The sequence below is a fragment of the Kutzneria sp. CA-103260 genome (assembly GCF_018263855.1).
Taxonomy (GTDB): domain Bacteria; phylum Actinomycetota; class Actinomycetes; order Mycobacteriales; family Pseudonocardiaceae; genus Kutzneria.
Genome location: NZ_CP073318.1, coordinates 10283493 through 10305968 on the forward strand (window position 1 = coordinate 10283493; position 22476 = coordinate 10305968).

Sequence of the window (22476 nt, forward strand, 5' to 3'; positions counted from 1 at the left end):
ATGAACGACACTGTTGCCGGCCTGCTTCAGGTCGCGCTGCTGATAGCCGCGCTCGCGGCGGTCTACAAGCCGTTGGGCGACTACATGGCTCGCGCCTACCTGAGCGCGAAGCACTGGCGGGTGGAACGCGCGCTGTACAAGGTGGTGCGCGTCGACGCGGAGTCCGACCAGCGCTGGACCACCTACGCCTACGGCGTGATCGGCTTCTCCTTCGTCTCGGTCGTGGTGCTGTACCTGTTGCAGCGCCTGCAGACCATCCTGCCGCTGGGGCTGGGCCGGCCGGAGATCAACCCGGCCACCGCCTTCAACACCGCGATCAGCTTCGTCACCAACACCAACTGGCAGTCCTACGTGCCGGAGCAGGCCTACGGCCACCTGGTGCAGATGGCCGGCCTGACCGTGCAGAACTTCGCGTCGGCGGCGATCGGCATCTGCGTCGCGGTCGCGCTGATCCGCGGCTTCATGCGGGCCGGCACCGACCGGATCGGCAACCTGTGGGTGGACCTGACCCGCACGGTGATCCGGATCCTGCTGCCGCTCTCGTTCGTGTTCGCGATCGTCCTGATCGGACTGGGCGTGGTGGACAGCCTGTCCGGCGGCATCACGGTCACCACGCTCGACGGCGCGCAGCACACCATCGCGCTGGCCCCGACGGCCAGCCAGGAGGCCATCAAGGAGCTGGGCACCAACGGCGGCGGCATCTTCAACGCCAACTCGGCCCACCCGTTCGAGAACCCCAATGCCTGGACCAACCTCATCGAGATCTTCCTGCTGCTGGTGATCCCGGTCAGCCTCACCCGCACCTTCGGCGTGATGGTGGCGGACAAGAAGCAGGGCTACACCATCCTGTCGGTGATGGCGCTGCTGTGGGGCGGCATGCTCGCGGTGATCTGGTGGGCCGAGGCGCACCCGAACGGCCCGGCGGCTCTGTTGGCCGGCAGTGGCATGGAGGGCAAGGAAACCCGGTTCGGCATCCCCGCCTCGGCCCTGTTCGCCGACTCGACGACCGGCACCTCGACCGGCGCGGTCAACGCGGCCCACGACAGCCTCTCCGGACTCGGCGGCGGCGGCGCGATGCTGAACATGCTGTTCAGCGAGATCTCGCCGGGCGGCACCGGCACGGGTATCTACAGCATTCTGGTGTTCGCCATCGTCGCGGTGTTCCTCGCCGGGCTGATGGTCGGCCGCACGCCCGAGTACCTGGGCAAGAAGCTGGGCCGCAAGGAAGTCACCATGGCGTCCATCGCCATGCTGGCCATGCCGACCCTGGTGCTGGTGCTCGCCGGCATCGCCGTGGTGCTGCCCAGCACCGGCGCCGCACTCACCAACCCCGGCGCGCACGGCCTGTCCGAGGTGCTCTACGCCTACGCCTCGGCGTCCAACAACAACGGCAGCGCCTTCGGCGGTCTCACCGTGACCAACGACTGGTTCGAGTCCACGCTGGGCGTGGCCATGGCGTTCGGCCGGTTCATCCCGATCCTGGCCGTGCTCTGCCTCGCCGGCGGCCTGGCCGCCCAGAAGAAGATCCCGCCGTCGGCCGGCACCCTGCCCACCAGCGGACCGCTGTTCGCGTCCATGGTGGCCGGCACCGTACTCCTCGTCGCCGCGCTGACCTTCGTGCCCGCGCTCGCGCTCGGTCCCATCGCGGAGGCCATGTCATGAGCATCACCACCGACAAGTCGCAGCGTTCCGTGGAGGAGGTGGACCGCCACCACGCGGAGAACGCTGGGCGCAAGCTCCAGGCCGGCGCCTTCAACCCGCGCCAGCTGGTCAGTTCGCTGCCCGACGCGCTGCGCAAACTCAACCCGCGCCACCAGATGAAGAACCCGGTCATGTTCGTGGTCTGGGTCGGGTCGGCGCTGTCCACGGTGTTCGCCGTCACCAACCCGACGGTGTTCTCCATCGTGGCCACGCTGTGGCTGTGGTTCACCGTGCTGTTCGCCAACCTGGCTGAGGCGGTCGCCGAGGGCCGAGGCAAGGCGCAGGCGGAGTCGTTGCGCCGCACAAAGAAGGAGTCGGTCGCACGGCGTCTGCGTGAGGACGGCTCCGAGGAGCGGGTGCCCGGCACCGAGCTGACCATCGGCGACCTGGTGGTCGTCGAGGCCGGCGAGGTCATCCCGGGCGACGGCGACGTGATCGAGGGCATCGCGACCGTCGACGAGTCGGCCATCACCGGTGAGTCGGCCCCGGTGATCCGGGAGTCCGGCGGCGACCGCTCGGCGGTCACCGGCGGCACCACGGTGCTGTCCGACCGGATCGTCGTGAAGATCACGACCAGGCCGGGCGAGTCCTTCGTGGACCGGATGATCGCGTTGGTGGAAGGCGCCTCTCGGCAGAAGACGCCGAACGAGATCGCACTGACCATCCTGCTCGCGGTGCTGACGATCATCTTCCTGCTCGCGGTGGTCGCGTTGCAGCCGATGGCCATCTACTCCGGCAGCCCGCAGTCGGTGATCGTGCTGACCGCGTTGTTGGTCTGCCTGATCCCGACGACGATCGGCGCGCTGCTGTCGGCGATCGGCATCGCCGGCATGGACCGGTTGGTGCAGCGCAACGTGCTGGCCATGTCCGGCCGCGCGGTCGAGGCCGCCGGCGACGTGGACACGCTGCTGCTGGACAAGACCGGCACCATCACCTTCGGCAACCGGCGGGCCACCGAGCTGATCCCGGTCGGATCGTCCACAAAGGACGACCTGGCCGCCGCGGCCCGGCTGTCCAGCCTGGCCGACGGCACGCCCGAGGGCCGCAGCATCGTCGAGCTGTGCGCGGGCGAGTTCGGCCTCGCGGCCGAGCCCAACACGGCGGAGAAGTCGGCCGAGTTCGTGCCGTTCACCGCGCAGACCCGGATGTCCGGCATCGACATCGACGGCCGGCAGGTGCGCAAGGGCGCGGCCAGCTCGGTGCGGGCCTGGGTGCTGGAGCACAACGGCCAGGTGCCCGAGCAGGTGCACGAGGTCGTCGACCAGATCAGCCAGGACGGCGGCACGCCGCTGGTCTGCGCTGAACTGTCTGGCGGCGTGGCCGTCGTGCGTGGCGTGATCCGACTGTCCGATGTGGTCAAGCCGGGCATGAAGGAGCGCTTCGACGAGCTGCGCGCCATGGGCATCAAGACCGTGATGATCACCGGCGACAACCCGCTGACCGCGCGGGCCATCGCCGCCGAGGCCGGCGTGGACGACTTCCTGGCCGAGGCCAAGCCCGAGGACAAGATGGCCCTGATCCGCAAGGAGCAGGAGGGCGGCAAGCTCGTCGCGATGACCGGTGACGGCACCAACGACGCGCCCGCGCTGGCCCAGGCCGACGTCGGCGTGGCCATGAACACCGGCACGTCGGCCGCCAAGGAGGCCGGCAACATGGTCGACCTCGACTCGGACCCGACCAAGCTGATCGAGATCGTGGAGATCGGCAAGCAGCTGCTGATCACCCGGGGCGCGCTGACCACCTTCAGCATCGCCAACGACCTGGCCAAGTACTTCGCCATCCTGCCGGCCATGTTCGCGGCCATCTACCCGGGCCTCGGCCGGCTGAACATCATGCACCTGGCCACCCCGACCTCGGCCATCCTGTCCGCGGTCATCTTCAACGCGCTGATCATCGTGCTGCTGATCCCGCTGGCCCTGCGGGGCGTGCGGTACCGGCCGTCCAGCGCGTCCAGCCTGCTGCGCCGCAACCTGCTGATCTACGGCGTCGGCGGCATCATCACGCCGTTCATCGGCATCTGGCTCATCGACCTCGTGATCCGTCTCATCCCTGGAATCGGGTGATCGCCGTGCGTTCAGGACTGTTCAAGCAGACTGCCGCCGGACTCCGGATGGTGCTCCTGATGACCCTGCTGTTGGGGATCGTGTATCCCCTGGCGGTGTGGGGTGTCGGGCAGATCCCGGGACTGTCGGCACAGGCCAATGGCTCCATCGTCTCGGTGGACGGCCAGCCGGTCGGGTCCTCGCTGATCGGGCTCAACCCGGTGGCCAAGGACCCGAACAACGACCCGTACTTCCACACCCGCCCGTCGGCCACCGCGTCGGACTTCTCGGCCACCGACAACACCAAGCTCGGCCTGGCCGACAACGACGCGGCCACCTCGTCCCCGTCCAACCTGTCGGCCGACAACCCGGTGCTGGTGGCCCAGATCAAGGCGCGCAAGGCGGAGATCGCCAAGCGCGAGGGCGTGTCGGTGGACCAGGTGCCGGCCGACGCGGTGACCGCGTCCGCCTCCGGCCTGGACCCGGCGATCAGCCCGGACTACGCGAAGCTGCAGATCGCCCGGGTGGCCCGGGTGACCGGGCTGTCGGTCGACCAGGTGACGAAGATCGTCGACGACAACACCAGCGGCCGGGGCGCCGGCTTCCTCGGGGAGCGAGGCGTCAACGTGCTGGCGTTGAACCTGGCCGTGCAGGCAGCGAAGCACTGAGCTGCGGAAACCTCGGCCTAGGGCAGACTGAAGCACGTGCAACCGGAGAAACCGCGGCGCGGCGAGCTGCGCATCTACCTCGGGGCAGCGCCGGGGGTCGGCAAGACCTTCGCGATGCTCGGGGAGGCGCGCCGCCGCGCCGACCGCGGCACCGATGTGGTCGTCGGGCTCGTCGAGACCCACGGCCGGGAGAAGACCGCGCAGTTGGTCGAGGGCCTGGAGATCGTGCCGCGCCGGCACCTGACCCACCGGGGCCTGGACTTCGAGGAGATGGACGTCGACGCGATCCTGGCCCGCAAGCCGGAGGTCGCGCTGGTCGACGAGCTGGCCCACACCAACGTGCCCGGCTCGCGCAACGAGAAGCGCTGGCAGGACATCGAGGAGCTGCTGGAGGCCGGCGTCGACGTGCTGTCCACGGTCAACGTGCAGCACCTGGAGAGCCTCAACGACGTCGTCGAGCGCATCACCGGGGTCCCCCAGCACGAGACCGTGCCCGACCAGTTCGTGCGCTCGGCCGAGCAGATCGAGCTGGTCGACATCACGCCGGAGGCGCTGCGCCGCCGGCTCGCGCACGGCAACGTCTACCCGGCCCGCAAGATCGATGCCGCGCTGGGCAACTACTTCCGGGTCGGCAACCTCACCGCGCTGCGCGAGCTGGCGCTGCTGTGGGTGGCCGACCAGGTGGACGTGGCGCTGCAGCGGTACCGGTCCGAGCAGAAGATCACCGAGACCTGGGAGACCCGCGAGCGGGTGGTGGTGGCGATCACCGCCGGGCCGGAGAGCGAGACGCTGATCCGGCGGGCCCGGCGCATCGCCACCCGGTCCGGGGCCGAACTGCTCGTGCTGCACATCCTGCGCGGCGACGGGCTGCGGGGCGCGCCGGCCGACAAGGTCGCCAAGTACCGGCGGCTGGCCGACGACGTCGGCGCGACCTTCCACACCGTGGTCGGCGACGACGTGCCGACCGCGCTGCTGGACTTCGCCCGCGGCGTCAACGCCACCCAGCTGGTGCTGGGCACCTCCCGGCGGTCGCGGGTCGCGCGGCTGTTCGAGGAGGGCATCGGCGCGACTACCGTGCAGGATTCCGGGCCGATCGACGTGCACATGGTCACCCACAGCGAGGCCAAGCGGGCCTTCAAGTGGAAGTTCGGCCGCAGCCCGCTGGCCCCACAACGCAAGATCATGGGCTGGGCACTGTCGCTGCTGCTGCCGTTCCTGGCCACCGGCATCGGCGTGCTGCTGCACGGCACCATCACCGTGTCCACCGACACCGTGGACTACTTCCTGGCCACGGTGATCGTCGCCCTGGTCGGCGGGGTCGGGCCGGCGGTGGTCGCCGCCGCGCTGTCGGCCGGGCTGCTCAACTTCTTCTTCACACCGCCGCTGTACTCGCTGACCGTCGCCGACGGCGAGAACGTGATCACCCTGATCGCCATGGTGGTGGTCGCGGTGATGGTGGCGCTGGTGGTGGACCGGGCCGCGCGCCGGGCCGAGCAGGCGGCGCGGGCCCGTACCGAGGCCGCATTGCTGGCCTCCTACGCGCGGACCGTGCTCACCAGCCCGTATCCGCTGGTGCGGTTGCTGGAGAAGGTGCGCGAGAACTTCGGGCTCACCTCCGTGGCGCTGCTGGAGCACAAGCACGGCAAGTGGGAGCGGGTCGCCTGCGTCGGGCCGACGCCGTGCGACGATCCCGACGAGGCCGATGTGGACGTTCCCGTGACGCCCGAGGTGCACCTGGCATTGCGGGGCCGGGCGCTGGAGGCCGCCGACCGCCGGGCCCTGGAGGCCGCCGCCGGGCAGGCGCTGCTGGCCTTGCGGCAGCAGCGGATGGCCGCGCAGACCGCCGATGCGCAGCGCCGGGCCGAGACCACCGAGCTGCGGACCGCGCTGCTGTCCGCCGTCGGGCACGATCTGCGCACGCCGCTGACCTCCATCAAGGCCGCCGCCGGCAGCCTGCGCGACCCGGAGCTGCATCTGTCCGAAGAGGACACCGGCGAACTGCTGGCCACCGTGGAGGAATCGGCCGACCGGCTGGCCGGGCTGGTGGACAACCTGCTCGACTCGTCCCGGCTGGCCACCGGAGCCGTGCAGCCCCAGCTGCGGCCCGTGGCGTACTACGAGATCGTGGCGCTGGCCCTGTCCGGTGTCGACGACCGCCGCAACGTGCTGGTGGACGTGGACGAGCGGCTGCCGTTGGTGCTGGCCGACGCCGGCTTGCTCGAACGGGTGGTCGCGAACGTGATCGACAACGCGTTGCGCCACGGCAGGCCGGGGAGCAGCGTGAACGGCGAGCCCGCGGTCGAGGTCCGGGCCAGCACGCACGCCGCGCAGGTCGAACTGCGCGTGGTGGACCGGGGGCGGGGACTGCCCAAGGGCACCGGCGACGCGCTGTTCCAGCCGTTCCAGCGGCTGGGGGACCGGGACGCGACCAGCGGGGTCGGTCTGGGGTTGAGCGTGGCGAGGGGATTCACCGAGGCGATGGGCGGCACGATAGCCGCCGAGGACACGCCGGGAGGCGGCCTCACCGTGGTGATCTCGTTGCCGGCCAAGGAGGAACGCGCATGACCAAGGTGCTGGTTGTCGACGACGAGCCGCAGATCGTGCGGGCGCTGCGGATCAACCTGTCCGCCCGGGGATACCAGGTCCTGACCGCCCACGACGGCGCCAGCGCCCTGCGCGCCGCCGCCGAGGCCAAGCCCGACGTCGTCGTGCTCGACCTGGGCCTGCCCGACCTGGACGGCACCGACGTCATCGCCGGGCTGCGGGGCTGGACCACCGTGCCCATCCTCGTGCTCTCGGCCCGCACCGACTCCTCCGACAAGGTCGAGGCCCTCGACGCCGGCGCCGACGACTACGTGACCAAGCCCTTCGGCATGGACGAGCTGCTGGCCCGCCTCCGGGCCGCCGTCCGCCGCTCCGCATCCTCCTCCGCCGACGGCGAGGAGGCCGTCGTCGAGACCGCGTCGTTCACCGTCGACCTGGCCGCCAAGAAGGTCCACCGCAACGGCCAGGAGGTGCACCTCACCCCCACCGAGTGGGGCGTGCTGGAAGTCCTCGTCCGCAACCGTGGCCGCCTCGTCGCCCAGAAGCAGCTCCTCCAGGACGTCTGGGGCCCGCAGTACGCCACCGAGTCCCACTACCTGCGCGTGTATCTGGCCCAGCTGCGCCGCAAGCTGGAGCCCGAGCCGTCCCGCCCCCGGCACCTGCTCACCGAACCCGGCATGGGCTACCGCTTCGAAACGTGAGCCTCGTACTCGAAGGGGTTGAGCAGCCGGACACCGGTCCCGGCAACGTCGGCGGTGTTGCGGGTGACCAGCGTCCAATTCCTGACCAGGGCGGTGGCCGCGAGTAGGCCGTCGACGACCGGCACCGGGTCCGGCACGTTCAGCCGGCCCCACGTCTCGGCGATCTCCGCGGTGATCGGCACGACGCGGTCCTCGTAGACGGTGACGAGCTGCGTGAGCCAGTCCTCGAACCTGGCCGCCTGCACGGGATCGCGCCGCCCCAGCCGGTCGACGGCCTGCCGGAGCTCGCCGACCACGAGCACGCTGAGGAACAGCTTCTCCGCAGGGACGTCGGCGTACCAGCTGAGCACCGCGGGATGTGGCCGCCGGCGGCGGATCTCCGACACCACGGTGGTGTCGAGCAGGTAGTCGGTCACGTGTCCGCCTCGAAGTCGACGACCCGGGCCGGCACGCCGCTGCGCTCGGTCTCCAGCTCTGCCTTGAGTTCTTCGTCCACTGTCGACCCGAACCGCAGGAAGAACTTGAAGTCCGTGTCGCTGGCCCCGCTGACCCGGCGCCAGTCCGCGATGTCGACGACCACTGCTATCTCCTCTCCGTGCCGGGTCACGATCTGCGGGCCCTCGCTCTCCACGAACCTGATCAGCTCGCTGAACCGCTGCTTGGCCTCCTGGAGCTGCCATCGCCGGTCTCTCATTGGCCCTCCCGCCCCAGGTGCTGTCTGGACAGACTAGACAGTATTACTGGGGAGAGGTGGGCGGCCGAATGGAGTCGGGGGCGGTGGGGTGACGCCGGATGGGCGATCGACAGCGGACGGTCATGTAGTTGACCGGGGCATGACCTTTACAAATGGTGACAACTTGTCCCGATTGATGACACAACATCACCCGTTCGGACGCAAAGTCCACGGATAGAGTGCGTAACAACTGCGGTGCGTACATCTATGTTCTACGTGATCGTGCGAGAGGTGCGGCTACCCCCAGAATCCCGGCCGCGACGACCAGCCTCTCGCAGGGAGGAGTTGGCCATGAGCTCACCAGAGGGCCACGAGGTGTCCTGTCTCGGGTTCGGCAAGAAGCGCCGGGCCCTGCGCGTGTGGTCTGCTGGCGACAAGGTGGTGCTGCAGGCGCCCCCGGGCGAGGTCGCGTTCCTCTCCGAGGAGGAGGTCGATCTGGTCATCTCCGCCTTGCTGGAGGCCCGCAAGCAGGCAAGGCAGACCGGCGCCCAGTGGATCGCCAACAGCGGCGGAGCCGCGTGAAGATTCATCACCCGTTCCGGTGATGAGCTGGACCCGGGCCGGCCGTCCGCCAGCGGTCGGCCCGGCACCGCGCGTTCGGGTCGCGTCAGGGTTTTGCGCCGTGGCGTCCGGTTCCGTTGACGCGCGGATACCCTCGGCCGGGTGGGCAAGGTCAAGCACCGTCGGCTCGACCAGTTGGCCGACCTGTGCCGCCAGGTCGGAGAGGCCATGCAACGCGCGAGCGTCGCGCTGTTGGACGCCGATCTGACGCTGGCCGAGAAAGTCATCACGGGTGACGCCGCGCTGGCCAGATCCCGGTCGGCGTGCGAGGAACAGCTGCTGGTCGCCACCGATCTGCGCGTGGTGCTCGCGGCCGTGCACGCGGTGGACACGTTGGAGCGCATGGGGGAGCTCGCGCTGCACATCGCCCGCGCGGCCCGTCGGCGGCATCCGGCGCACGTGCTGCCCGACGAGCTGCGTCTGCCGTTCGCGGACATGGGCCAGCTGGCGATCACCCTGGCCAACACCGCGGAGCAGGTGATCCGCACCGGCGACCCGGAGCTGGTCGGCTTCCTGGACGCCAGCGACGACGTGATGGACGACCTGCACCGCGCGGTGTTCGCCGCGGTCACCCGCGAGGACTGGCCGCACGGTGTCGCCGTGGCGGTGGACGCCACCGTGCTCAGCCAGAACTACGAGCGCTTCGCCGACCACGCGGTCTCGCTGGCCCGCCGCACGAGCGTCTTCGCCCGCGGCGAGCTCGCCGCCTGAGCAGGTCGCTGCCTGCTCAGGTAGTCGGCTTGGGCGACGTCGTAGTCGAGGTTGGCGGCGTAGTGGTGGTTGTGGTGGTCGTCGTCGTGGTTGTGGTCGACGGCGGATCCGTGTGCGTCGGGATCGTCTCGGTGCCGGGGGGCGGGTTGCTGCCGCCCTGGTTCGGGGTGGTCGTGGTGGTGCTGGTCTTCGACGCGCTGGTGCTCGTCTTGGGCTTCGACGTGCTGCTGCTGCTCGACGCGCTGGAGCTGGTGTCGCCGCCGGTGGTCGAGCCGTCGGTGTCGGACGTCCCGGTCGACCCGCCGAACTGCTGCGACGCGGGATCCACGTTCTGGTGGGGGGACGACTGGGCGGGCGCGCCCTGGCCGGCGGCCATGGCGGCCACCGAGGCGAACACGGTCGCCACCACGACCCCGGCCGCAGCCATCAGGACCTTGGTCGACTGCCGTGGTGCGCCGCTCCGCTTGGGCGGGCTCAGCAAAGCCCGCTCGGATGAGCTCACGCTGCCTCCTTCGTCGGCAGCGCGAGCACCGCTACTGTGTTCGATCGCTCGCTCGCAAGCTCGCTCACGTGACCTCCTCGTTACCGCCCCGGCCAGAGAATACGGGTCGTGTCGGCCGTCGCGAAAAGCACTCAGTACGGGCGTCACGCGATCCGGTGACGAAGCGGGAGTGCACGCGGCTACCTGCCGAAGTCCTGCACCCAGTACCACCCCTTGGTGGTCACGCCGATCCCGATCGTGGCGAAGCTGCAGTCCAGGATGTTGCGCCGGTGCCCGTCGGAGTGCATCCAGCCGTCCATCACCGCGTCCGCGCTGGTGTAGCCCTCGGCGATGTTCTCGCCGCCGGGGCTGGGGTAGCCGGTCTGCTGCTCGCGGTCGACGAAGGTCCGGCCGTCCTGCGAGGTGTGCGAGAAGTAGCTGTGCGCCGACATGTCGTCGCTGTGGCCCTGGGCGGCCCGGTCGAGGCGCTTGTCCTCGGCCAGCGGCTGGCAGCCAGCACTGGCCCGCGCCTGGTTGACCAGCGTCAGCACCCGGGCGGTCGCGCTGGTGTCGGCCGGCGGCTTGGCGGCCGTCGTGGTCGGGGCCGCGGTGGTGCTGGTCGGCGGCTGCGAGGTGGTCGTGGTGGTGCTCGTCGCCGTGGTCGTGCTGGTGGCCGTCGTCGTCGGCACCGCGGTCGTGGTGCTCGCGGGCGCGTCGGCGGTCGTGGTGGCCAGGCGGTCGTTCTGCTCGTGGCCGGCGGCGTTGCCCAGCTGCTGCGTCACCGCGGGCGACGCCGGGTTGAGCGGACTCGACTGGCCGAGGAGCACACCGGTCAGGGTCGCGGGCCCGACGGCGACCGACGCGCCACCGGCGCACACGGCGCCGAGGGTCAGTCCGACGAGCATGCCGGCGGTGGCCGGTCGTCTGCTTCGGGGGCTCACGGCGCGCGACCGTACCACTAATGGGTGACACTCGGGCGGGCGAACGGGGTACGACGTCCGGCACGCCCCCTTCCGGGCAGGTGGGAGGCGGTGCGCGGGATCATTGTCAGATGACGGATTTCGACGGGTCCCCGGTCCGCCTCACCGCCTGGGTGCACGGTCGTGTGCAGGGAGTCGGCTTCCGGTGGTGGACCCGCAGCCGCGCGCTGGAGCTCGGACTGGACGGCGCGGCCACCAACCTGGCCGACGGCCGCGTGCAGGTGGTGGCCGAGGGACCGCGATCTGCCTGCGAGAAGTTGCTCGCGGCGTTGAACTCCGACACCACCCCTGGACGTGTGGAGTTGGTCGTCGAGCGGTGGTCGGAGGCCAGGGGTGTCCAAAAAGGTTTTGAAGAACGCTGAACCGCCCACGACCCGGCCCCGTATTGGACGTTCGTGGGTCAGAGCGCGAAGCGTAGTGACGAGTTGGCACGGCAGCTGTACGGCCGCTACCGGCGGCCGCTACTGGGCTACGTGCTCAGGGCGGTGCGCGGCGATTACCAGTACGCCGAGGACATCGTGCAGGAGACGTTGCTGCGCGCGTGGAAGCACTCAGACTCGCTGGAACCCGAGCAGGCCGGCCCGTGGCTGTACACGGTCGCGCGCAACCTCATCATCTCTGGCCACCGTCGCAAGGAGGCCAGAGCACCCGAGGTTCCGCTGGAGACCGATGAGCTCCCGTCGGGCTCCGACGAACTGGATCACGTATTGCAGGCCTGGCAGATTGCCGAGGCGATGCGGTCGCTCAGTCATGACCATCGCCAGGTCATCGTGGAGCTGTACTACTGCCGTCGGACCGTGTCCGAGGCTGCAACCGTGCTGGGCGTCCCCGCGGGCACGGTCAAGTCGCGCTGCTTCTACGCGTTGCGCGCGCTTCGGGGAGCGTTGGAGGAGCGGGGGGTGACCGAGCTATGAGTTGCCAGCACTCAGTATCCCTTGGCGTCTACGTGCTTGGCTCCCTCGAACCGGGGGAGCGCTCGCAGATGGAGCGCCATCTCGCCGGATGTCCGTTCTGCCAGCAGGAACTGGTGCGGTTCTCGCCGTTGCCGGGGCTGCTGGGGCGGATCTCCTTGGCCGACTTGGAGGACATCGACGGGTTCGACCTGGACCCGAGTTCACTCGGGCCACCAGGCGATCCCGGCCTGCCCGAGCACCCGTCCATGCCGCTGCCCCGGCCGCGGCCGATGAACCAGAACCGCATGCCGGACACGGGCCGGATGCCGGACCCGAACCTGGGCCGGCATCTGGTGCCGGAGCAGCCGCGGCCGCCCCAGCGGCCCGCGGCCCCGCAACGGCCGGAACCGCCGGCGCCGCAGTCGGGTCCGCAGTCCAAGGGCCCGCAGTCCAAGGGGCCGGCCAGCCGGCGCCGCAAGGACACCGACAAGCGCAACAGCAGGCGCAACTTCTTCGCCATGGCCGCGGTTCTGGTGGCGGCGGTGGCGGTGAGCGCCGTGTTCGTGCAGCGCTCGCTGACCAGCACGCCGGTCGCCGAGCAGCCGAACGCGGTCTGGCAGGCCACCGACCAGACCAGCAAGGTCGCGGCCAGCGCGGACATGCTGACCAAGGGCTGGGGCACCCAGATCAACCTCAAGGTGTCCAACCTGCCGGCCGGCCAGGTGTGCCAGCTGTTGGTGCACAACAAGAACGGCCAGACCCAGAGCGCCGGCTGGTGGCGCAACGGGACGGAGACCGAGAGCACGGTCCCGGCGGCCACCTCGTTCAACCTGGCCGACATCGACCGGATGGACGTGGTGACGGTGGACCAGAAGTTCCTCGTGGACCTGACCCCGAAAGCCTGACGGGTAAGGGAAAAGGCCGGCCTCAGCCAGAGGCCGGCCTTTCCGTGCCGCGCGTTCCGCGCGGGGCGAGGTCGCTCCAAGCCGGTCTCTTCGCCTTGGCCGGGAAAATCGCTGAAAAGACGCGATTTCCCCGGCCCGCGGCTCCAGAGACCGGCGCGACCTCGCGCGTGTGAGTCCTACAGCGCCGGGACCAGCTGCACGTCGTCGGCGTTGACGTACTCGATGCGGTGGCCGTACTGGATCTCGTAGTACCGCGTCTTGCCGATGATCGGCTTGTTCACCGTGCCGGTCGGGTCCCACACCGTGGGCAGGTACTGCGCCGCGGCGGAGCCGCCGAACACGTAGCTCTGGCCCGCGCCCAGGGTGTAGGGCATCGGCACGATCGGCTGCGGCGTCACACCGGCCGGATAGGCCGACGCCTCCGGGTAGGCCCGGCCGTAGATCGGCACGGATGCCTTGCCGGGCTTGGGAGTCACCACCAGGCCGGCGGCGAACACGGCGTCCCTGGCGTGGAACCAGCCCTTCTGGCCGAGGTACCAGATGGCGACCCAGCCGCCCTGGCGGTCGGCGATGGCGTACTGCTGGCCCTCGGACGCCCGGCTGCCGACGTCGTTGACGTCCATGGTCTGCGGCGTGCCGGTGGGGTGCAGGCCGAGGTCGGTCAGCAGCGGCGACGAGTCACTGGGCTGCGAGTGCAGGATGACCTCGCTGGAACCCCTTGCCGGGCAGGGCGTTCCCGCCGTGACGCAGCCGGTGTACGGCACGTTGTTGGTGGCCATGTCGGGGTGGATGGTCAGCATGCCGAACGGCGGCACGGGCAGCGACGGCAGCCGCGGCGCGCCCAGCAGCGTGAAGTAGTGGTCCCAGTCCCAGTAGGGGCCGGGGTCGGTGTGCTGGGCGGGAACGGCCGGCCCGCTGATGCCGGGCACGTTGTCGTGGCCGAGAATGTGCTGGCGGTCAAGGGGAATCTGGTACTTGGCGGCCAGGTAGCGGATCAGCTTGGCCGACGAGCGGTACATCGCCTCGGTGTACCAGCCGGACTGGGCCAGGAAGCCCTCGTGCTCGACGCCGATGGACCGGGAGTTGACGTACCAGTTGCCCGCGTGCCAGGCCACGTTCTTGGCCAGCACGTGCTGGTCCACGTGCCCGTCCTGGGACCGGATCGTGTAGTTCCAGCTGACGTACTTGGGGTCCTGGATCAGTTTGAGCGTGGTGTCCCAGGTGGCCTCGGTGTCGTGGATGACGATGTAGTCGATCTTCTGCGTGGCCGGCCGGTTGGACGTGTCGTAGTTGCCGTAGTCGTCCGGGCCGGGCCCGTACTGGGCGTAGGCGGCCGGGTCGAGCTCGCAGGACAGCCCGCGGGGGCACTCGGCGCCGCTGGAGTTGGTCGGCGTCAGGTGCAGCCCGGCCAGTTGGGCAGTGTTCGGCTGGACCGAGGCGTCGGCACGCAGCGTGACCAGCTGGCCGTCGTCTGTGGTTCGCGTCACACCCTGTTGGATGGTCTGGAAAACCTCGTCGGCGAAGTCGGCCGCCGAGCCGCTGTCGGTGGCGCCGCTGTACTTCGCCACGGCCGCGTACCAGTCGCCGGCACCGCCGCTGTGCCGCTGGACCGAGGGCAGCTTCTGGTACGAGGCGAGCAGTGCGGCCCCGGCGCGGATGTTCTGGGTGACGTCGCCGCGCACGGCGGCGGCCGTGGTGCCGGCCAGCTCGGCGGCCTGCTGGACCGTCTGGAGCGCCGCCGCCGGCACGCCAGTCGGCGCGGGGGCCGGGTGCAGCGCCGGGCGGCTGTCGTCGCCGCGGGCGTCGTCACCGTCGAACTCGGTGCCCCGCAAGGTGTTCGCGGCGGCGAAGTCGGTGAGGTGCATGGGCCCGTAGCCGGCGGCCACGCTGGGTGTGCCGCCGTAGGTGTTCCACTGCGATTCCATGTACGACACGCCGAGCAGCACCTCGGCCGGGACGCCGAACTCGGCGGCCGCGGCGGCGTAGGCCTGCTGTCGGTCGGAGGGGAGCGCGGGGGCCGCGGAGGCCGGGCCGGCCAACGGCAGCAGGAGCGCTACGCTGGACGCCATCGCCAGCACGGCGGGGGTTCTGGGCATGCGGGACTCTTCCTGAGTAGCCGGGACACCGCATACCGTGACTCCGGCCACCGTGGCCGTCAAGAAGTTACCCACAATTGGCCCGGGTCAGTTCATTCTTCACCGTTCGGCCCAGCGTGCGACTGGTCCGGCCGCACGCCGGGTACCCTCTGCCGATAACCCGGCCGGACCAACCACCGACGAAGGCGTGCTGACGTGCACCTCAAGAGCCTGACGCTGAAGGGCTTCAAGTCCTTCGCCTCGGCCACGACGCTGCGCTTCGAGCCGGGCATCACCTGTGTGGTCGGCCCCAACGGCTCCGGCAAGTCCAACGTGCTGGACGCGCTGCGCTGGGTGATGGGCGAGGGCAGCGCCAAGGGCCTGCGCGGCGGCAAGATGGAGGACGTCATCTTCGCCGGCACCGCCGGCCGCGCCCCGCTCGGCCGGGCCGAGGTGACGCTGACCATCGACAACTCCGACGGCGCGCTGCCGATCGACTACACCGAGGTGTCGATCACCCGCCGGATGTTCCGCGAGGGCGCCACCGAGTACGAGATCAACGGGAACTCCTGCCGCCTGCTGGACATCCAGGAGCTGCTGTCCGACTCCGGCATCGGCCGCGAGATGCACGTCATCGTCGGCCAGGGCCAGCTGTCGGCCATCCTGGAGTCCAAGCCCGAGGAGCGCCGCGCCTTCGTCGAGGAGGCGGCCGGCGTCCTCAAACACCGCAAGCGCAAGGAGAAGGCGCTCCGCAAGCTGGACGCCATGCAGGCCAACCTGACCCGGTTGACCGACCTGACCGCCGAGCTGCGCCGCCAGCTCAAGCCGCTGGGCAAGCAGGCCGAGATCGCCCGCAAGGCCCAGGCGGTGCAGGCCGACCTGCGCGACTCCCGGCTGCGCCTGCACGCCGACGACCTGGTCACCCAGCGCGGCGAGCTGCACCGGGACGAGGCCGACGAGGCGGCGGCCCGGGCCCGGCGCACCGAGGTGGAGCAGCTGCTGCAACAGGCCTCGGCCAAGCAGTCCGAGCTGGAGCAGCTGGTCGCCGAGGACGCGCCGATCCTGCAGCAGGCCCAGGACACCTGGTACCGGCTGTCCGCGCTGGAGGAACGGCTGCGCGGCACCGTGCGGCTGGCCATGGAGCGCGCCCGGCACCTGTCGGCCGCGCCGGAGGCGTCCCGGGGCGGCCGTGACCCGGAGGAGCTGGAGGCCGAGGCCGAGCAGACCGCGGAGCGGGAGGCGGAGCTCAACGAGGCCGTCACCGAGGCCCGGATCGTGCTGGCCGAGAGCAACGAGCGCCGGGCCGAGCTGGAGCGCATGGTCACCGCCGCCGAGAAGGCGCACCTGGCCGCGGTCCGGCTGATCGCCGACCGGCGGGAGGGCCTGGCCCGGCTCACCGGCCAGGTCGAGGCGCTGCGCAGCAAGAACAACGCGTCCGCGGAGGAGATCGAGCGGCTGTCCACCTCGCTGGCCGAGGCCGGCGAGCGGGCCGAGATCGCCCGGGTCGAGCTGGCCGAGGAGCAGGAGGTCACCGGCACCGAGGACGAGGGCGACGCCGGGGTCGAGGAGCGGCACGCCCAGGCCATCGAGGCCGAGAAGGCCGCCCGGGCCCGGGTCGAGGAGCTGGTCAAGGCCGAGCGGTCGGCCGACAAGGAGATCTCGTCCTGGAAGGCGCGCGTCGACGCGCTGTCCCTGGGACTCACCCGCAAGGACGGCGCCGGGGCGCTGCTCGCGGCCGGCGACCGGCTGCCGGGCCTGCTCGGCTCCGTCGCCGCGCTGCTGACTGTCGAGGCCGGCGCCGAGGTGGCGCTCGCGGCGGCGCTCGGCCCGGTGGCCGACGCCATTGCCGTCAACGGCGGTTCGGACGCCGTCGCCGCCCTGGAGTTGCTGCGGTCCTCCGACTCCGGTCGCGCCGGCCTGCTCATCGGCGCCGGCGGCCCGGTGCCGGACCGGTCGACCTGGCCGATGCTGCCACCAGGTGCGCGGTGGGCCGTCGAGCTGGTGCGGGCCCCGGAGGCGCTGCGGCCGGCCGTGGAACGGGCCCTGGAGAAACTGGCCGTCGTCGACGACCTCGCCTCCGCACGGCAACTCGTCGCCATGGGGCTGCGTGCCGCCACCCGCGAGGGTGACGTGCTCGGCGCCGACTGGGCCATCGGCGGCTCGGGGCGGGCGCAGAGCACCATCGAGGTGCAGGCCGCCGTCGACGAGGCGCAGGACAAGCTGGCCGCCGCCGAGCGGGCGCTGGAGCACGCCAGCGCCGCGCTGGCCGGGGCCCGCGCCGAGCAGCAGACCCGGCGCAACGAGGTCGGCGAGCTCAAGGACCAGCTCAACGAGGCCAAGGTCCGCCGGGCCCGGTCCGGCGAGCGGATCAACCGGCTCAAGGCGGCCGTCCGGTCGGCCGAGGCCGAGGTGGAGCGGATCGGGAGCCAGCGGGTCAAGCTGGAGCAGGCCCGTGAGAACGCCGTCGGCCAGCTGGCCGAGCTGGAGGAACGGCTCGCGGCCGTGCAGGAAGAGGCCGTCGAGGAAGAGCCCGACACCGCCGAGCGGGACGAGGCCGCCAACCAGCTCAACCACGCCCGCCAGGCCGAGATGGACGCCCGGCTGTCGCTGCGCACCGCCGAGGAGCGGGCACGAGCGTTGCAGGGCAAGGCCGAGCAGCTGCGCCGGGCCGCCCGCGCCGAGCGGGAAGCTCGCGAACGGGCCGAGCGGGCCCGGGCCGCGCGGGTTCGCGGGGCCGCCGTCGCCAACGCCGTCGTCGCCGGCGGTGAGACCGCCCTGCAGCGGATCGCTTCGTCGCTGCACCGCGCCGCCGCCGATCGGGACGCCGCCCAGGCTCGCCGGGCCGACCGGGAAGCCGCCCTCGGCACCGTTCGCGGGCGGGTCCGCGAGCTGACCACCGAGCTGGAGAAACTGACCGACGCCGTGCACCGTGACGAGGTGGTGCGGGCCGAGCAGCGGCTGCGGCTGGAGCAGCTGGAAACCAAGATCGCCGACGAGTACGGCATCGGCCTCGACGACCTGGTCGCCGAGTACGGGCCGGACGTGATGGTGCCGCCCACGCCCACCGAGCTGGCCGAGTACGAGGCGGCCAAGGAGCAGGGCGAGCAGGTCACCGCCCCGCAGCCGATGCCGTACAACCGGGACGTGCAGGCCCGGCGGGCCAAGCGGGCCGAGCGCGACCTGGCCCAGCTGGGCAAGGTCAACCCGCTGGCGCTGGAGGAGTTCGCCGCCCTGGAGGAGCGCTACAAGTTCCTCTCCACCCAGCTGGAGGACCTCAAGGCCACCCGGCGCGACCTGCTGACCGTGGTCAAGGAGGTCGACGACAAGATCCTCGAGGTCTTCACCGAGGCCTACTGGGACGTGGCCCGCGAGTTCGAGGTCGTGTTCAAGGTGCTGTTCCCCGGCGGCGAGGGCAAGCTCGTGCTGACCGAGCCCGAGGACATGCTCACCACCGGCATCGAGCTGGAGGCCCGCCCGCCGGGCAAGAAGGTCAAGCGCCTGTCCCTGCTGTCCGGCGGCGAGAAGTCGTTGGCGGCGGTGGCCATGCTGGTGGCCATCTTCCGGGCCCGCCCCTCGCCCTTCTACGTCATGGACGAGGTCGAGGCCGCGCTGGACGACACCAACCTGCGCCGCCTGATCTCCCTGTTCGAGCAGCTGCGGGAGAAGTCCCAGCTGCTGATCATCACCCACCAGAAGCCGACGATGGAGATCGCCGACGCGCTCTACGGCGTGTCCATGCGCGGCGACGGCATCAGCGCGGTGATCTCCCAGCGCCTGCGTGGCGGCAAGATGGAGAAGGCCCCCGACAAGCCCGCCCCGACCGTGGTGGACGCCCCGGCAGCCGACGACACTGCCGCGGCAGTGGCCGATGCCCCGGAGGCCCCGGGCGAGGCTGAACCGCTGGCCGAAGCAGCCGACGTCGCCTCGGAAGCCGCCGCCGAGGTCGAGCCGCCGGCGGAAGCGACCATGGCTGAGCCGGAGCCCGCGGCCGATGCCGTGCCGGAAGCCGACGTCCAGCCCGAGGACCAGACCCCCGAGTCCTGATTCCCGCTCGCGGCGAATGACGCCCTACCCTCATGTTCCGTGGGTAGCGCGTCCTCACCTGACTCCGCGGGGCCGAGACTCCGCGCGGAACGCGCGGCCAAGATACGGTTCCGTCTGCTGGGGCCGGTCGAGTTGGTGCGCGACGGCGTGCCGTCGCCGGTGCGGGCGGGCAAGCACCGGATCGTGCTCGCCACCCTGCTGCTGCACACCGGGCGCACGGTCGGCGCGCAGGAGCTGATCGACAACCTGTGGGACGAGGACCCGCCGGACGGGGCCCGCACCACGCTGCGGGCCTACGTGATGCGGCTGCGGCAGGCGATCGGCGTGCCGGATCTGATCACGACGGTGACCGACGGCTACCGGGTGGACGTGCCGCCGGAGGACGTGGACGCGGGCCGCTTCGACCAGCTGCTGGCGCTGGCCCGGACGTCGCGGCCGGGCCGGGCGGTGGACCTGCTCAGCGAGGGCCTGGCGCTGTGGCGGGGACCGGCGCTGGCGGACGTGCCGAGTGCGCGGCTGCGGCAGAACGAGGCGGTGGCGCTGGACGAGCGCCGGTTGCATGCGGCGGAGCTGCGCCTGGACGCGCAGCTGACGCTGGGCCGCCACCAGGAGCTGGTCACCGAGCTGCGGACGCTGACCACGGCCAACCCGCTGCGGGAGCGGTTCTGGGGGCAGCTGATGCTGGCCCTGTACCGGGCCGACCGCCAGGCCGAGGCGTTGACGATCTACCACCAGGTGCGCCGGCTGCTGGCCGAGGAACTGGCGGTGGAGCCCAGCGCCGAGCTGCGTGATCTGCACCAGTCGATCCTGACCAGCGACCCGAAGCTGGCCCCGCCGCAGCCGAGCATCAGCTCGCAGGCGCCGGTGTTCCGGATGCCGGCCCACGACGCGGAGTCCGTCGGCCGGGAGGCGGAACTGGCCCGCCTGACGGCGTTGCTCGTGCCGGCGCAGCTGGACCTGGCCGTCCCCGTGGTGACGCTGTCTGGCCCGGCCGGCGTGGGCAAGACCGCGCTGGCGGTGCGGGCCGCCGGCGAGCTGAGACCGAGGTTCCCGGACGGCCAGCTGTTCGTGCACCTGCGGGGGCAGGAACCCGCGCATCCGCTCACGCCGGCCGAGGTGCTGCCCCGGCTGCTGCAGGCGCTGGGGGTCGCGCCGAAGCAGGTGCCGGCCGACGAGGACGAGCAGATCTCGCTCTACCGCTCGCAACTGGCCGGCAAGCGGGTGTTGCTGGTGCTGGACAACGCGGCCACGCCGGACCAGGTGCGGCCGCTGCTGCCCGGCGAGCCCGGCTGCGCGGTCCTGATCACCAGCCGGAACGCCCTGCGCGGCCTGATCGTGCTCCAGGGCGCGAGCCCGCTGAGCCTGGATGTGCTGACTGCCAACGATTCCTCCGCACTGCTGGCCGCGCTGCTCGGTCAGCGGGCGGTGCGGGCCGAGCCGGCGGCGGTCGCCGAACTGGCCACGCTGTGCGCGCATCTGCCGCAGGCGCTGCGCATCGCCGCTGGCACCATCACGACCGGCGTCGCCGATTACGTCCGCCGGCTGCGCAAGAGCGACCTGCTGACCTCGCTCGCGGTCGAGAGCGACGAAGAAGCGGCGATGCACGCGACCTTCGACCTCGCCTACGAGGCGCTGCCGCCGGAGGCCCGGCGGCTGCTGCGGTTGCTCGGGCAGATCCCGATCCTGGAGTTCGGCATCCTCGCGGCCGCGGCGGCCGGCGGTGTCACTGGCGGCGAGGCCCTTGCCCTGCTGGGTGTTCTCGACCGGGCGCACCTGATCGACCAGCACGACGCAGAACGCTTCCACCTGCCCGACCTGGTCCGCCGCCACGCCGGCCGCCTGGTCACCGAGGAGGAACGCGCACCGGCGCTGACGCGGCTGCGGGACAGCTATCTGCACACCGCCGTCGCGGCGGTCGAGCTGGTGGGCCTCGCGCCGCCGTTCGACATCGGCCTGCCGCCGACCGCGGACCAGACGCCGGTGTGCCGGCCGTCCGATCGCGACGTCGCGAGGAACTGGCTCGGGGACGAGCGGGCCAATCTGGTCGCGCTGGTTCGCGACGCCGCCGAGGCCGGCCTGCCGATGGGCTGGCAGCTGGCCGTCGTGATCAGCCGGTTCCTGGTCACCCAGCGGCATTCGGCCGACGCCGTGGCCACCGCCCAGGCCGCCCGTCGGCTGGCCGCCCGGCTCGGCGACGTCTTCGGCGAGGCCGCCGCGAACTACTGCCTGGCCACCGCCCACGCCGACCTCGGCCAGACCCGGCCGGCCCTGGACCACCTGGAGCAGGCCGTCGAGCTGTTTCGCGAGTCCGGGGCCACCGCCGGCGAGGCGGCCGCGCTGAGCGCCCTGGCGGCCACGCACGCGGAGTTGGGCGTCACGGAGCGGGCCGCGCCCAACGCGACCGACGCGCTGTCGCTGGCCCGCGCGGCCGGCGCGGTGGAGACCGAGGCCAAGACCCTGGCCCGGCTCGGCTATATCTACTTCGACCTGGGCCACTTCGACGAGTCGGTGACGTTCCTGGAGCAGGCCCTGGAGTGCTACCGGCAGATCGCCTCGCCGGTCGGCGAGGCCTTGGTGCGCAACAACATGGCCAACACCTACCGCGAGCTCGGCCGCTACGCCGAAGCGATCGAGCAGGCAGGAGAGTCGCTGCGGATCCGCCGTACGGTCGGCGGCGAGGACGAGTTCGACGTGCTGGACACGTGCGCGGGGGTGCACCTGGACACCGGCCAGTACGAGATCGCCCGGCGCGAGGCCGAGGTGTCGCACCGGCTCGCGGTGCGCGCCGGGGCTCGCGGCGCGACCGTGAACGCGCTGAACACCCTGGGCGCGCTGGATCTGGCCGCCGGCCGGCCGGAGCAGGCGCTGCCGCGACACGGAGAGGCCCTGCAGCTCAGCCGGGGCATCGGTTTCGGCAACGGCGAGCTTCAGTCACAACTCGGCCTGGCCCGGACCAAGCTGGCTCTGGGTGAGCTGGCCTCGGCATTGGCCCACGCCACCCAGGCGCTGGACATCGGCGACGCGGCGACGATGCGCTGCGCCGAGGCGGCGACCCTGCACGTGATGGCGGAGATTCAGTTGGCGTCTGGGGAGTCGGGCCCGGCCGTCGGTCGCGCCGAAGCGGCCGCGGCGCTGGCCGCGCGGACGGGCCAGCGCCTCGTCGAGGGCAGATCCCTGCTCACGGCGGGTCGGGGGCACCGGGCGCTGGGCGCGACCGGGGCGGCCAGGCGGGCATGGGAACGAGCGGCGCAGGTGCTGGGCGAACTCGGGGCGCCCGAGGCAGGGGCGGCCGCCGACCTGCTTCATGGTGACGGAGCGTGAACGAAGACGGGGTGGATTTCCGACCGCCGGGGGCGGGTGGTGGGCCGCCGTCTGCGCGAGAATACGGAGCTCAGCCTTCGCGAGTCGCCATGGTAGGTCGCCTCCTCGAGGTACGC

17 protein-coding genes are annotated in these 22476 nt (G+C 71.4%); 12 read left to right on the plus strand and 5 right to left on the minus strand.

Going from position 1 to position 22476, the window contains the following annotated elements; translation table 11 throughout:
- From kdpA to JJ691_RS46230, 5 genes are read left to right on the plus strand one after another with little or no spacing between them, the layout of a single operon-like run.
- Nucleotides 1–1662 carry a potassium-transporting ATPase subunit KdpA gene (gene kdpA, locus JJ691_RS46210; RefSeq protein ID WP_211765716.1) on the plus strand — a complete coding sequence of 554 codons (1662 nt, stop codon included), beginning with the start codon at nt 1–3 and terminating at the stop codon, nt 1660–1662.
- Entirely contained in the window at nt 1659–3764 is a 2106-nt protein-coding gene (kdpB, locus tag JJ691_RS46215; RefSeq protein ID WP_211765717.1) for a potassium-transporting ATPase subunit KdpB, read from the plus strand. Before kdpA ends, kdpB begins: the two co-directional genes overlap by 4 nt.
- Nucleotides 3765–3769: 5 nt before the next feature.
- Complete coding sequence (gene kdpC, locus JJ691_RS46220; RefSeq protein WP_256449325.1) at nt 3770–4411, plus strand: K(+)-transporting ATPase subunit C; 642 nt, start codon at nt 3770–3772, stop codon at nt 4409–4411.
- A 36-nt stretch (nt 4412–4447) separates the two neighbouring features.
- Complete coding sequence (locus JJ691_RS46225) at nt 4448–6976, plus strand: sensor histidine kinase (RefSeq protein WP_211765718.1); 2529 nt, start codon at nt 4448–4450, stop codon at nt 6974–6976.
- A complete protein-coding gene (locus JJ691_RS46230) occupies nt 6973–7656 on the plus strand; it encodes a response regulator (protein WP_211765719.1) in 684 nt (227 codons plus the stop codon). The genes JJ691_RS46225 and JJ691_RS46230 overlap by 4 nt, the downstream gene beginning before the upstream one ends.
- Here JJ691_RS46230 and JJ691_RS46235 read toward each other — a convergent pair.
- The gene (locus tag JJ691_RS46235) at nt 7638–8072 is read right to left on the minus strand and encodes a type II toxin-antitoxin system VapC family toxin (RefSeq protein WP_211765720.1); all 435 of its coding nucleotides are present in this window, start codon (nt 8070–8072) and stop codon (nt 7638–7640) included. The genes JJ691_RS46230 and JJ691_RS46235 overlap by 19 nt on opposite strands.
- The gene (locus tag JJ691_RS46240) at nt 8069–8350 is read right to left on the minus strand and encodes a type II toxin-antitoxin system Phd/YefM family antitoxin (RefSeq protein WP_211765721.1); all 282 of its coding nucleotides are present in this window, start codon (nt 8348–8350) and stop codon (nt 8069–8071) included. Before JJ691_RS46240 ends, JJ691_RS46235 begins: the two co-directional genes overlap by 4 nt.
- Before the next feature lie 330 nt (nt 8351–8680).
- On the opposite strand from JJ691_RS46240, the gene JJ691_RS46245 reads away from it, so the two are divergent.
- Both JJ691_RS46245 and JJ691_RS46250 read left to right on the plus strand, forming a co-directional pair.
- A complete protein-coding gene (locus JJ691_RS46245; protein WP_211765722.1) occupies nt 8681–8911 on the plus strand; it encodes a hypothetical protein in 231 nt (76 codons plus the stop codon).
- Nucleotides 8912–9052: 141 nt separating this feature from the next.
- Complete coding sequence (locus JJ691_RS46250) at nt 9053–9661, plus strand: phosphate signaling complex PhoU family protein (RefSeq protein WP_249227464.1); 609 nt, start codon at nt 9053–9055, stop codon at nt 9659–9661.
- 16 nt (nt 9662–9677) lie between these two features.
- Here the strand turns inward: JJ691_RS46250 and JJ691_RS46255 are convergent, their stop codons facing one another.
- Together JJ691_RS46255 and JJ691_RS46260 are read right to left on the minus strand one after the other, a co-directional pair.
- A complete protein-coding gene (locus JJ691_RS46255; RefSeq protein WP_211765723.1) occupies nt 9678–10163 on the minus strand; it encodes a hypothetical protein in 486 nt (161 codons plus the stop codon).
- Nucleotides 10164–10342: 179 nt separating this feature from the next.
- Nucleotides 10343–11083 carry a CAP domain-containing protein gene (locus JJ691_RS46260; RefSeq protein ID WP_249227465.1) on the minus strand — a complete coding sequence of 247 codons (741 nt, stop codon included), beginning with the start codon at nt 11081–11083 and terminating at the stop codon, nt 10343–10345.
- Between the two features lie 110 nt (nt 11084–11193).
- Here JJ691_RS46260 and JJ691_RS46265 point away from each other — a divergent pair, with 110 nt between their 5' ends.
- The 3 genes from JJ691_RS46265 (at nt 11194) to JJ691_RS46275 (ending at nt 12920) form a co-directional block, all read left to right on the plus strand.
- Nucleotides 11194–11484: an acylphosphatase gene (locus JJ691_RS46265; protein WP_211765724.1), complete on the plus strand. Its 291-nt coding sequence runs from the start codon at nt 11194–11196 to the stop codon at nt 11482–11484.
- 63 nt (nt 11485–11547) lie between these two features.
- Nucleotides 11548–12036, plus strand: coding sequence for a sigma-70 family RNA polymerase sigma factor (locus JJ691_RS46270; protein ID WP_246015877.1), 489 nt, complete (start codon nt 11548–11550; stop codon nt 12034–12036).
- A 68-nt stretch (nt 12037–12104) separates the two neighbouring features.
- A complete protein-coding gene (locus JJ691_RS46275; RefSeq protein ID WP_249227466.1) occupies nt 12105–12920 on the plus strand; it encodes a hypothetical protein in 816 nt (271 codons plus the stop codon).
- Between the two features lie 176 nt (nt 12921–13096).
- Here JJ691_RS46275 and JJ691_RS46280 read toward each other — a convergent pair whose 3' ends face one another.
- On the minus strand, nt 13097–15016 hold the full coding sequence (locus tag JJ691_RS46280) for an N-acetylmuramoyl-L-alanine amidase (RefSeq protein ID WP_211765726.1): 1920 nt from the start codon (nt 15014–15016) through the stop codon (nt 13097–13099).
- A gap of 195 nt (nt 15017–15211) precedes the next feature.
- Here JJ691_RS46280 and smc point away from each other — a divergent pair, with 195 nt between their 5' ends.
- Entirely contained in the window at nt 15212–19039 is a 3828-nt protein-coding gene (gene smc, locus JJ691_RS46285; protein ID WP_211765727.1) for a chromosome segregation protein SMC, read from the plus strand.
- Between the two features lie 39 nt (nt 19040–19078).
- Nucleotides 19079–22360 (plus strand): AfsR/SARP family transcriptional regulator, encoded by a 3282-nt coding sequence (locus tag JJ691_RS46290; protein WP_211765728.1) that lies wholly within the window; start codon nt 19079–19081, stop codon nt 22358–22360.
- Nucleotides 22361–22476 lie beyond the last annotated feature (116 nt).